At 73.2% G+C, this 11,213-nt stretch carries 9 protein-coding genes; 4 read left to right on the forward strand and 5 right to left on the reverse strand.

Features of this window, described 5'->3' with window-relative positions; genetic code table 11:
- Nucleotides 1–13: 13 nt before the first annotated feature.
- From D7147_RS12980 to pcaF, 5 genes are all read right to left on the reverse strand, one after another.
- The gene (locus D7147_RS12980; RefSeq protein WP_120677177.1) at nucleotides 14–1,375 is read right to left on the reverse strand and encodes a glutamine synthetase family protein; all 1,362 of its coding nucleotides are present in this window, start codon (nucleotides 1,373–1,375) and stop codon (nucleotides 14–16) included.
- Between the two features lie 337 nt (nucleotides 1,376–1,712).
- Nucleotides 1,713–2,213, reverse strand: a complete 501-nt coding sequence (locus D7147_RS12985; protein ID WP_120677179.1) for a DUF456 domain-containing protein — start codon at nucleotides 2,211–2,213, stop codon at nucleotides 1,713–1,715.
- Nucleotides 2,214–2,390: 177 nt separating this feature from the next.
- Nucleotides 2,391–4,556 (reverse strand): putative bifunctional diguanylate cyclase/phosphodiesterase, encoded by a 2,166-nt coding sequence (locus D7147_RS12990; RefSeq protein WP_120677181.1) that lies wholly within the window; start codon nucleotides 4,554–4,556, stop codon nucleotides 2,391–2,393.
- Between the two features lie 5 nt (nucleotides 4,557–4,561).
- Nucleotides 4,562–5,371 carry an SAM-dependent methyltransferase gene (locus D7147_RS12995; protein WP_120677183.1) on the reverse strand — a complete coding sequence of 270 codons (810 nt, stop codon included), beginning with the start codon at nucleotides 5,369–5,371 and terminating at the stop codon, nucleotides 4,562–4,564.
- Between the two features lie 108 nt (nucleotides 5,372–5,479).
- Complete coding sequence (gene pcaF / locus D7147_RS13000) at nucleotides 5,480–6,685, reverse strand: 3-oxoadipyl-CoA thiolase (protein ID WP_120677185.1); 1,206 nt, start codon at nucleotides 6,683–6,685, stop codon at nucleotides 5,480–5,482.
- A gap of 125 nt (nucleotides 6,686–6,810) precedes the next feature.
- Here pcaF and D7147_RS13005 point away from each other — a divergent pair, with 125 nt between their 5' ends.
- The 4 genes from D7147_RS13005 (at nucleotide 6,811) to D7147_RS13020 (ending at nucleotide 11,207) form a co-directional block, all read left to right on the forward strand.
- A complete protein-coding gene (locus tag D7147_RS13005; protein WP_120677187.1) occupies nucleotides 6,811–7,776 on the forward strand; it encodes a glutathione S-transferase family protein in 966 nt (321 codons plus the stop codon).
- The gene (locus D7147_RS13010) at nucleotides 7,769–8,500 is read left to right on the forward strand and encodes a DUF998 domain-containing protein (RefSeq protein WP_120677189.1); all 732 of its coding nucleotides are present in this window, start codon (nucleotides 7,769–7,771) and stop codon (nucleotides 8,498–8,500) included. Before D7147_RS13005 ends, D7147_RS13010 begins: the two co-directional genes overlap by 8 nt.
- A gap of 204 nt (nucleotides 8,501–8,704) precedes the next feature.
- On the forward strand, nucleotides 8,705–10,000 hold the full coding sequence (locus D7147_RS13015) for a dicarboxylate/amino acid:cation symporter (RefSeq protein ID WP_199734178.1): 1,296 nt from the start codon (nucleotides 8,705–8,707) through the stop codon (nucleotides 9,998–10,000).
- A 139-nt stretch (nucleotides 10,001–10,139) separates the two neighbouring features.
- Nucleotides 10,140–11,207 (forward strand): NADH:flavin oxidoreductase/NADH oxidase, encoded by a 1,068-nt coding sequence (locus tag D7147_RS13020; RefSeq protein WP_120677193.1) that lies wholly within the window; start codon nucleotides 10,140–10,142, stop codon nucleotides 11,205–11,207.
- Nucleotides 11,208–11,213 lie beyond the last annotated feature (6 nt).

Genomic DNA, 11,213 nt, shown 5'->3' on the forward strand with positions numbered 1-11,213 from the left:
CGAGCTCGATCCGTCAGAGGCGTTCGAAGCCACGGAAGAGCTCCCAGTCGGTGACCGCGGCGTCGAAGGCGGCGAGCTCGACCCGAGCGTGGTTGGCGTAGTGGGCGACCACCTCGGGGCCGAAGGCGTCGGCGGCCGGCCCGGAGGACTCCCAGAGGGCGAGCGCGTCGCGCAGCGTGCCCGGCACCCGCTCGACGGACGGATCGTCGTAGGCGTTGCCGGTGCACTCCTCGCCGAGCTCCAGCTCCCGCTCGAGGCCGTACACCGCCCCGGCGACCAGCGCGGCGATCGCCAGGTAGGGGTTCACGTCCGCGCCGGGCACCCGGTTCTCCACCCGCAGATCCGCCCCGTGCCCGACCAGACGCAGGGCGCAGGTGCGGTTGTCGGTGCCCCAGTGCAGCGCGGTCGGTGCGAACGAGCCCGGCTGGTAGCGCTTGTACGAGTTGATGTTCGGGGCGAAGAAGAGGCTGAACTCGCGCATGGTGGCGAGCAGTCCGGCGAGCACCCGCCGGCCGGTCACGCTCAACCGGGCCGGCCCGTCGCCGAGCAGCGCCGGGTCGCCGTCGGCGTCGCGCAGCGAGAAGTGGATGTGGCAGGAGTTGCCCTCCCGCGCGTTCGGCTTCGCCATGAAGGTGATCGCCATGCCCTCCTGGGCGGCGATCTCCTTCGCGCCGTTCTTGTAGACGACGTGATGGTCCGCGCAGGCGACCGCCTCGTCGTAGCGGAAGGCGATCTCGTGCTGGCCGAGGTTGCACTCGCCCTTCGCGCTCTCCGGGGTCAGCCCGGCGCCGGCCATCTCGAGGCGGATGCGTCGCAGCAGCGGCTCCACCCGGGCCGTGCCGAGCAGCGAGTAGTCCGCGTTGTACTGGTTGGCCGGGGTTAACTCCCGGTAGCCGCGCTGCCAGGCGTCCTCGTACGAGTCGCGGTAGAGCACGAACTCCAGCTCGGTGCCGGCGTACGCGGTCAGCCCGTGCCGGCTCAGCCGGTCGAGCTGGTGGCGGAGGATCTGCCGTGGCGAGGCGACCACCGGCCCGGAGCCGTCCAGCCACTCCAGGTCGGCGAGGAGCAGAGCCGTCCCCGGCTGCCAGGGCACCCGGCGCAGCGTGCCCAGGTCGGCCTTCATCGCGAAGTCGCCGTAGCCCCGCTCCCAGCTCGACATGGCGTAGCCGTCGACGGTGTTCATCTCCACGTCGACGGCGAGCAGGTAGTTGCACCCCTCGCTGCCGTGCCCGACCACGTGCTCGAGGAAGTAGGGGGCGTGGAACCTCTTGCCCTGCAGCCGGCCCTGCATGTCGACGAGCGCCAGCACCACGGTGTCGATCTCCCGCTCGGCGACGGCGACCCGGAGCTGCTCCAGCGTCAGGGGTGCTCTCATCGGCGGGCCTCCATTCCCAAGGTCTACTGGCAAACCCGACGGCCGTCAATGCCCATGCCGCCAGGCGGAGCGGAATTCCGGTTGCCCGCGGGCTCGCCGCGGCGCATCCTTGAGCCTGTGACCAGGCCCGATCGCCACGGGCCAGCGCCGGGCGCTCGGACCGCCCGGCAGCGCGGCGACGCGGGGCGGTCACCTCTCTCTCACCCGTACGGCGATCGGCCGTACGCGACGCAGGCCCCGCGTCGCCGCCGTCTCCTCGGCAGCCGCCACCCTTTCGCCTTCCTCGGCCGCTGTGCCGGGCAGCCGGGCGACCCGGCCGGCGGCCGCGCCACCCGGATCAGGTGAACAACAGCCCGAGCACCCAGAGCACGGCGATCACCAGCCCGGAGAGGAACTCCAGCAGCATCGACAGGCCGGCCGCCGCGACCGCCCGCTTCGTGGCCGGCCAGGCGAGCCGCGAGTCACCGAGCCGCAGCCGCTCCGCCACCCAGACCCCGGCGACGAAACCGAGCACCAGCCCGATCACGGGGATGACGAAGAAGCCGACCAGGCCGAGCAGCCCTCCGGCGAGCAGTGAGGAGGTGGGCACGCCGCTGCGTTTCAGGTTGCGCCCCGGCCAGGCGTACTTGACGACGGTGCCGCCGACGGCGACCAGCGTCGCGGCGGCGAGCACCAGCCACCGCCCCCCGCCCGTGCCGCCGAAGATCGCCCAGAGCAGCACCCCGGCCCAGCAGAGCGGCAACGCGGGCAGGCCCGGCACGATCACTCCGGCCAGCCCGGCCAGGATCGCCAGGGCCGCGACCACCGACACGGCGGTCTCGGAATCCGTCAGGCTCATCGGAGCCACCCTCCGTTCGCGACTACGGGGCGGGCGAGCGCGGCATGCCCGAACGCCCGAGCCGTTGCGTCAGTGGTCGCCGGACGCGCCGACTCAATCCTCACCCGTACCGGCGGCCGTCGGGCCCTCGCCCGCTCACCCGGGACCATCGCCGCACCGGCCGGACGCCGGCGGGGCTCACGCCGCCTCCGCGCCGGCCAGCCGGGCCGCGATCCGGTCGGCCGGCATCGGCGCGCCGAAGAGCCGCCCCTGACCGGTGTCGCAGCGCAACGCCCTGAGCCGCTCGGCCTGCACGCCCGTCTCCACCGCCTCGGCGGTCACCCACAGCTCCAGCGCGTGTGCCAACCGGACGAGCGCGTCCACGATGCGCTCGTCCCGACGGTCGGCCACCGCGTCCGCGTCGTCACCCCGGATGCCCTCGACGAACGGGCCGGCCAGTTTCAGGCAGTGGATCGGCAGCCGACGCAGGTACGCGAGGTTCGAGTAACCGGTGCCGAAGTCGTCGATGGCCAGGCGTACGCCCAGCGCCGCGAGCCGGTGCAGCGCGCGCAGCGGCTCCCCCGCGGTGCCCATCACCGCGCTCTCGGTCAACTCCAGCTGCAGCAGCTCGGCCGGCAGCCCGCTGGAGGCCAGCGCGTCCGCGACCGTCTCCACGATCGTCGGGTCGTCGGTCTGCCGGGCGGCCAGGTTGACGCTCACCACCAACCGGGCGTCCGGGAAACCGCGCCGCCACTGCTCCGCGTCACGGCAGGCCCGCCGGAGCACCCACTCGCCGAGCCGGACGATCAACCCGGTCTCCTCGGCCAGCCCGATGAACCGGTCCGGTCCGAGCAACCCCAGTTCGGGGTGCTGCCAGCGGACCAACGCCTCGACGGCGAGCATCCGACCTTCGAGCAGGGACACGATCGGCTGGTAACGGAGCACGAACTCGCCCCGGTCCAGCGCGGTGGGCAGCTTCGCGGCCAGCGACGAGCGGGCGATCTCCCGGGCGCTGCGTTCCGGGTCGTAGACGGCCCAGCGGCCGCGCCCCTCGGCCTTCGCCCAGTAGAGGGTGGTGTCCGCGGCCTTCATCAGATCCGACGCGTTGGTCTCGCCCGCCGGGCACTCGACGATGCCGACGCTCGCCGAGACGGTGAGCTGCTGGTCGCCGATGTACACCGGGGTGGCGACCGCGGCCAGCGCCGCGTCCGCCACGGCCACCGCGTCGTCGAGCCCGTCGCAGCCGTCGACCAGGATGACGAACTCGTCGCCTCCCATCCGGGCGACGAGGTGTCCGTGGTCGACGACGCAGTCGGCGAGCCGGCGGGCGATCACGACGAGCAGGTTGTCGCCCAGGTCGTGCCCGAGGCTGTCGTTGATCGCCTTGAACCCGTCGAGGTCGAGGAAGCAGACGCCGACCCGCTGCTCCGGGCCGGCGGTGTCGAGGAGCCGGCCCAGCGTCTCGAAGAAGAGGGTCCGGTTGGGCAGCCCGGTGAGCGGATCGTGCAGCGCCTGGAAGCGGAGCCGCTGCTGCAACGCGTACCGCTCGGTGATGTCCTCGATCATCGCGACGGTGAACCGTGGTCGGCCGTCGTCGTGCCGGACGAGTGAGACGGCCAGGTCGGTCCAGAGGCTGCTGCCGTCCTTTCGGTGGTAGCGCTTCTCCACCCGGACCGAGTCGCGCTCGCCGTCGATGAGCCCCTGGTAGAGCTCCCGCATCCCGGCGGCGTCGTCGGCGTGGAAGAGCGAGGCCACGTTGACGTGGCGCAGCTCCTCCACCGCGTACCCGAGCATGTCCGCGAACGACTGGTTCACCTCGATGATCCGGCCGTCGAGGTCGGCGATGCCGATCCCGATCGCCGCGCCGGTGAAGACCGCCCGGAACCGCGCCTCGCTGTCGCGCAGTGCCCGTTCCACCTGGTCGCGCGCCTGCCAGGCCGAGCGGGCGATCCGCTCCTGCTGGGCGAAGGTACGGTCGCGCAGCGCGCGGGCGAAGCCGGCGGCGAGCGCGCCCTGCAGCCCCGCGACCCGCTCGGAGGTGTCCCGCGCGGCCGCTCGGGCGGGCAGCGCCCGGGCCGCGAGGTTCTCGCCGAGGGCGCGAACCGACCACTCCAGCAACCGCGGTTCGGTCAGGTGCGCCTCGACCAGTGCCCGTCCGACGTCCGCGGCCGGCTGGTCGGAGAAGGGCTCGGCGCGCAGCGCCTGCGCGAGCCGCACGGTGTGCACGAGCAGCAGCCGCTCGGTCTCGGTCGCGCTGAGCGGCACGAAGCCGAAGCGGCGTGCGGCGCCGGCCCACTCGGCGGCGTACCCCTGTGCGCCGGAGAGGCTGACGTCGTCTCCGGTGGAGTCCGGGACGCCGGCCACGACGGTCAGCCCGCGAGGGGCCGGTCGTGGCGCGCCACCCCACAGAACGCGCCGAACCGCTCGGGGTGATCGTCCACGTCGGACGGGGCGTCGGGACGCCAGAGGGGCATGTGCACCACGCCGGGATCGAGGAGCGTCCAGTCGCCGAAGAGCCCCGTGACCTCGGCCCGCGAACGCAGGGTGATCTCCGTGTCGGTGCGCGCCGACAACCGCTGCGCGTCGAGCATCTCCTGCGGCTGGTCCTCGAAGGTCGAGTGGGAGATCACCAGGTGGCTGCCGGGCGCGGCGGCGGCCCGCAGGGTGGCGAGGAGGTCGGCGGGGCGGTCCGCGTCCGGAACGAAGTGCACCACCCCGGCGAGCAGGATGCCGACCGGACGGCCCAGGTCGAGCAGGCCGCGAGCCTCGGCGAGGATCCGCTCCGGCTCCCGCAGGTCCGCGTGGACGACGGTGGTCAGCTCGTTGCCGGCGAGCAGCTCACGGCTGTGCGCGACCGCCACCGGGTCGATGTCCACATAGACCACTCGCGCCTTCGGGTCGGCCCGCTGGGCCACCTCGTGCACGTTGCCCACGGTGGGGATGCCGGAGCCGATGTCGAGGAACTGGTCGATGCCCGCGTCCAGCAGGACCCGCACCGCCCGGCGCAGGAACTCACGCCCCGACCGCATGGTGGCCGGCAGGTGCGGCGTCATCGCCGCGATCTGCTCGGCGAGCCGCCTGTCGATCTCGAAGTTGTGCGCCCCGCCCAGGAAGTAGTCGTACACCCGGGCGGCGCTCGGCCGGGTCAGGTCGATCTCGGTCGAAGGTCCGTCCGGCATCTGCGCGCTCCCCAGTTCTTCGCCGCGCGGGTCGGCACCGGCCTCGGGATGCGCGCCGGCAGGCGGCGGCCCACGGGCCGACCCGCTGAGGGTGTGGTGAAGAACACTCTAGGCTGCGGACTCCATCATCAGGGAGATCCCTTGCCCGACCCCGATGCACATGGTGGCCAGCGCCCGCCGTCCACCCCGGCGACGCAGTTCGAGCGCGGCGGTGAGCGCGAGCCGGGCACCGCTCGCGCCGAGCGGGTGACCGAGGGCGATCGCGCCGCCGTTCGGGTTGACGTGTTCGGCGTCCTCGGGCAGGCCGAGTTCGCGCAGCACGGCGACGGACTGGGCGGCGAACGCCTCGTTCAACTCGATCACGTCGACGTCACCGACACCGAGACCGAGGCGGTCCAGCAGCTTGCGGGTCGCCGGCACCGGCCCGACGCCCATGATCCGGGGCGGCACGCCGGCCGCCGCGGCGCCGGTGACCCGGGCCAGCGGGGTCAGGCCGTACCTGCTGACCGCCGCCTCGGACGCGACCAGCAGCGCGACGGCGCCGTCGTTGACGCCGGAGGAGTTGCCGGCGGTGACGGTGCCACCCTCGCGGAACGGTGTGGGCAGCGCGGCGAGCTTCTCCAGCGAGGTCTCCCGCGGGTGCTCGTCGACGTCGACCAGCTTCGTCTCCCGCTTGCCGGCCGGCACCATGACCGGGACGATCTCCTCGGCGAGCCGGCCGTCGGCCTGCGCCTTCGCCGCGCGCTGCTGCGAGCGGAGGGCGAACTCGTCCTGCGCCGCCCGGTCGATGCCGAACTCGGCGGCCACGTTCTCCGCCGTCTCCGGCATCGAGTCGATGCCCCACTGCTTCTTCATCAGCGGGTTGACCAGCCGCCAGCCGATGGTGGTGTCGTAGATCTCCGCCGCCCGCGAGTACGCCGTGCCGGCCTTCGGCATGACGAACGGCGCCCGGCTCATGCTCTCCACCCCGCCGGCCACGATCAGCTCGGCCTCGCCGGCCATGATCGCCCGGGAGGCGATGGCGAGAGCGTCCAGGCCGGAGCCGCAGAGCCGGTTCACGGTGCTGCCGGGCACCTGATCGGGCAGCCCGCCGAGGAGCGCGGCCATCCGGGCGACGTTGCGGTTGTCCTCGCCGGCCTGGTTGGCGCAGCCGAGGATCACGTCGTCCACGCGCTCCCAGTCCACCGTCGGGTGCCGGTCGGTCAGTTCGCGGATCACGTGCGCGGCGAGGTCGTCCGGGCGTACCCCGGCGAGGCTGCCGCCGTAGCGGCCGATCGGGGTGCGGACACCGGCCACCAGGTATGCCACGGTCATCGCGAGTCCTCCGGGGGTGGGAGAGGCAGGTCCTCGGGGGTGGGGGGCGGGGGTCGAGCGTCCACCGGGTCGCGGGAACGCCCGGCAGCCAGGATATCGGCGGCGGGAACGGATAAGTTGACGGCATGGCCCGGGCCCAGTTCAACGCGGAAGTCGGTGCGAGCGGCGAGTTCGTCCGCCAGGCCAACCGGTTCACCGACCGGGTCACCCCGCACTCGACGTCCCCACCCGGTGGCGGGCCGGACGAGCAGGGGCGTTGGCCGCTGGAGGCCGGCCGTTACCGGCTGATCTGGTGCCGTGCCTGCCCGTGGGCGCATCGGGCCCGGATCGTCCGGAGCCTGCTCGGCCTGGAGGGCGTCATCTCGCTGGGCACCGTCGACCCGATCCGCGACGAGCGGGGCTGGCGGTTCGCCCTCGACCCGGACGGGTTCGACCCGGTGCTCGGTATCGGCTTCCTCTCCGAGGCGTACCTCGCCACCGACCCGGACTACTCCGGTCGGGTGACCGTGCCCGCACTGATCGACACGGTCACCGGGCGGGTCGTCACCAACGACTACCCGCAGCTCACCCTGGACCTCTCCACCGAGTGGCGGCGTCTGCACGCCCCGGACGCGCCCGACCTCTACCCGGTGGAGCTGCGGCCGGAGATGGACGCGTTGATGGCGGAGATCCACCGGGACGTCAACAACGGCGTCTACCGGTGTGGCTTCGCCACCTCTCAGGAGGCGTACGACGAGGCGTACACGGCGCTCTTCGCCCGGTTGGACGCACTGTCGGAGCGGCTGGCCGGGCGGCGCTACCTGATGGGCGACTCGATCACCGAGGCCGACGTCCGGCTCTTCACCACGCTGGTCCGCTTCGACGTGGCGTACCACGGGCACTTCAAGTGCAACCGGCAGAAGCTCACCGAGCTGCCGGTGCTCTGGGCGTACGCCCGTGACCTGTTCGCCACGCCCGGCTTCGGCGAGACGGTGGACTTCGACCACATCAAGCGGCACTACTACGCCACCCACCGCGAGATCAATCCGACCGGGATCGTCCCGCTCGGCCCGGACACCTCCGGCTGGACCACGCCGCACGGGCGTGGCTGAGCCGGACCGGCCCGGGCCGCCCACGCCGCGTGCCGCCGCCGCGTCGGCCGCCGCCGGCTGCATCCTCGCCGGGACGGCCGCCGTCACCATCGCGGTGCTCGCCGGACCCGGCCCGGGTTTCGTCGGGTACGTGAGCGAGGCCGGCATCGCCGGCAGCGGCCATGCCCTGACCTACCGGATCGGGGTGTACGCCCTCGCTGCCGGCGTGCTGCTGCTCGCCGCCGCGTTGCCGCCGCAGCTGCGGTTGGCCGCCGCGCTGCTCGGTGCCGGCAGCCTGAGCACGGCGCTCTCCGGCACGGTGACGTGCAGCGTGGGCTGTCCGCTGCCGCCGTTCGAACGCGCCACGGTCGGCGACCTGGTACACGGCGGCGCGAGCATCACGGCCACCGGCGCGATCGTCCTCGCGATGGTCGCGGTCGCCCTGCACCGGGACGCCGACCGGCGGCTGCGGGGGCTCGCCGCCGGTGCGGCGGCGGTCGCGCTGCCGCTCTGCGCGACGGTCGGTCTGGCGATGCTGCTGGTCGGTCGCGGGAGCCTGGTGGGCGTGCTGGAGCGGGTGGTGCTCGCCGTCGCGGTGCTCTGGGGAGTGGCCACGGCCGTCGTGCTCGGCTTCAGGGGTCCCCCGGTCGGGCTCGTCAGAACGGGCGGGGCCGGCGCAACGGGCGACGGCGACCGGGATCCACCCTCGTCAGCGGGTGTCGACCATCGACGGCCACCTTCGTAAGGTTCGTCACGGCGCTCGCCTCTTCCGCCTCCGGGGTCCCGGGCGTATCGTCGGGCGGCGATGACCAACATCTGGTGCCTGACCGTTCGCCTGTACGTCGATCTTCGACTGCAGGCCAGCGGCGTCTGTCCGGCGCAGCCTGCTCTCTGACGCTACCCCCGACCGACTCACCAGACCCTTGGACACATCTCCATGCCTATCGCCCTGCGCAAGATTCCCTTCTCGGTGCAGATCCTTCTCGGCCTCGTCCTCGGCGTGGCGCTCGGCTTCCTCGCCCGCTCCAACGACCTCGGCTGGCTGACCGAGACCCTGCACACCATCGGCAGCCTCTTCGTCCAGCTGCTGAAGCTCGCCGTGCCGCCGCTGGTCTTCACCGCGATCGTGGTCAGCGTGGTCAGCCTGCGTGGCGTGGCCAACGCCGCCCGGCTGGCGGTCAAGACGCTGCTCTGGTTCGGCATCACCGCGCTGATCGCGGTGGGCGTCGGCATCGGCCTCGGCCTGCTCACCAACCCGGGCCGGGGCGTCACGCTGGACCTCGCCGGCGCCACCGAGCCGAAGCACACCGGCTCCTGGACGGACTTCCTCACCGGCATCGTGCCGACCAACCCGATCGGGGCCTTCGTCGAGGGCAACGTGCTCCAGATCGTCTTCCTGGCGCTCGTCGTCGGCGCGGCCGCGATGCTGATCGGTGAGAAGGCCGAGCCGTTCGTGGCGCTCAACCGCTCCCTGCTGGAGATCATCCAGAAGGCGCTCTGGTGGGTGATCCGGCTCGCCCCGATCGGCACCCTCGGCCTGATCGGCAACGCCATCGCCTCGTACGGCTGGGACCTGCTGGCCCCGCTGGCCAAGTTCACCACGGCGGTCTACGTCGGCTGCGCGATCGTGCTGCTGGTGGTCTACCCGCTGGTGCTGCTGGGCGCCGGCCGGCTCAACCCGCTGCGCTTCTACGCCGGCGCCTGGCCCGCCATCGAGCTGGGCTTCGTGTCGCGCTCCTCGGTCGGCACCATGCCGGTCACCCAGAAGGCCGTCGAGCGGCTCGGTGTGCCCCGTGAGTACGCCTCGTTCGCGGTGCCGTTCGGCGCGACCACCAAGATGGACGGCTGCGCCGCGATCTACCCGGCGCTCGCCGCGATCTTCGTGGCTCAGGTCTTCGGCATCCACCTCGGGGTCGGCGACTACCTGCTGATCGCGTTCGTCTCGGTGATCGGTTCGGCGGCCACCGCCGGTCTGACCGGTGCGACGGTGATGCTCACCCTGACCCTCAGCACACTCGGCCTGCCGCTGGCCGGCGCCGGGCTGCTGCTGGCCATCGACCCGATCCTGGACATGATGCGCACCGCCACGAACGTGGCCGGTCAGGCGCTCGTGCCGACGGTCGTCGCGGCTCGCGAGGGCACTCTCGACCGGACCGCCTACGACTCGGCCGGCCGGCGCGAGCTCGTCGACCCGGAGCCGGCGGAGAGCGGCCGCACGGAGGGGCTGGCGCCGGTACCGGCCTGATCCGTCGCCGTGCCGGCCCGGCGGTGTGGCCGGGGCCGGAGTTGTGCGGCAGCACCCGCCGGCAACGGGGCCGGGAAGAACTGAATCGGAGGAGGGCCCCTGAAGGGGTCCTCCTCCGCGCGTTTCGAGAGGATGTGGCATGAGCAAACTCTTCGCCCCGCTCGCCCTGCGCGCGGTCACCCTGCCGAACCGCATCGCGATGGCGCCGATGTGCCAGTACACGGCCGGTCCGGACGGCCTGCCCAGCGAGTGGCACCTGGTGCACCTGGGCGCCCGCGCGGCCGGCGGGGTCGGCCTGGTGCTCAGCGAGGCGACCGCGGTCCTGCCCGAGGGGCGGATCAGCCCGCAGGACACCGGCATCTGGTCCGGAGCCCATGTGGACGCCTGGCGTCCCGTCGCGGCCTTCCTGACGGCGCACGGGGCGGTACCGGCCATGCAGCTCGCGCACGCCGGTTTCAAGGCCTCGACCTACCGGCCGTGGGCCGCCGAGCGCGGCGGGGTCCCGGACGCCGACGGCGGTTGGACGCCGGTGGCACCGGGCACCACCCCCTTCGCGCCGAACTACCGGACGCCGACCGCGCTGGACGCGACGGGGATCTCCGAGGTCGTCGAGGCGTTCGCGGCCGGCGCCACCCGTGCGCTGGACGCCGGTTTCGCCGCCGTGGAGATCCACGCGGCGCACGGCTACCTGCTGCACGAGTTCCTCTCCCCGCTCACCAACCACCGCACGGACGAGTACGGCGGTGACCGGGCGGGCCGGATCCGGCTCACCCTGGAGGTCGCCCGGGCGGTACGCGCCGCGGTGGGCGAGGAGGTCCCGGTGCTGGCCCGGATCTCCAGCACCGACTGGGTGGAGGGCGGCTGGACGGTGGACGACAGCGTGGTGCTCGCCGCCGAACTGGCCGGCGCCGGGGTGGACCTCGTCGACACCTCCTCGGGCGGCGTCAGCCCGGCCCAGCAGGTGCCGCTCGCCCCGGGATATCAGGTGCCGGCGGCCGCGCGGATCCGGCGCGAGGCCGGCGTACCGACCGGTGCGGTCGGGCTGATCGTGGAGCCGGAGCACGCCGAGCAGATCGTCGCCGACGGCGAGGCCGACCTGGTGCTGCTCGGCCGGGAACTGCTGCGCGACCCCTACTGGCCGCTGCGCGCCGCCGCCAAGCTGGGCGCCACCCCCACCTGGCCCAACCAATACCTCCGCGCCACCTGACCCCCC

The sequence above is a fragment of the Micromonospora musae genome (assembly GCF_003626545.1).
GTDB classification, from domain to species: Bacteria; Actinomycetota; Actinomycetes; order Mycobacteriales; family Micromonosporaceae; genus Micromonospora; species Micromonospora musae.

What these genes read in the sequence shown, in the direction of transcription:
- D7147_RS12995 (WP_120677183.1), bottom strand. Translation starts at nt 5,371, where the DNA reads ATGCCGGACGGACCTTCGACCGAGATCGACCTGACCCGGCCGAGCGCC.
- D7147_RS12985 (WP_120677179.1), bottom strand. Translation starts at nt 2,213, where the DNA reads ATGAGCCTGACGGATTCCGAGACCGCCGTGTCGGTGGTCGCGGCCCTG.
- D7147_RS12980 (WP_120677177.1), bottom strand. Translation starts at nt 1,375, where the DNA reads ATGAGAGCACCCCTGACGCTGGAGCAGCTCCGGGTCGCCGTCGCCGAG.
- pcaF (WP_120677185.1), bottom strand. Translation starts at nt 6,685, where the DNA reads ATGACCGTGGCATACCTGGTGGCCGGTGTCCGCACCCCGATCGGCCGC.
- D7147_RS13020 (WP_120677193.1), top strand. Translation starts at nt 10,140, where the DNA reads ATGAGCAAACTCTTCGCCCCGCTCGCCCTGCGCGCGGTCACCCTGCCG.
- D7147_RS13005 (WP_120677187.1), top strand. Translation starts at nt 6,811, where the DNA reads ATGGCCCGGGCCCAGTTCAACGCGGAAGTCGGTGCGAGCGGCGAGTTC.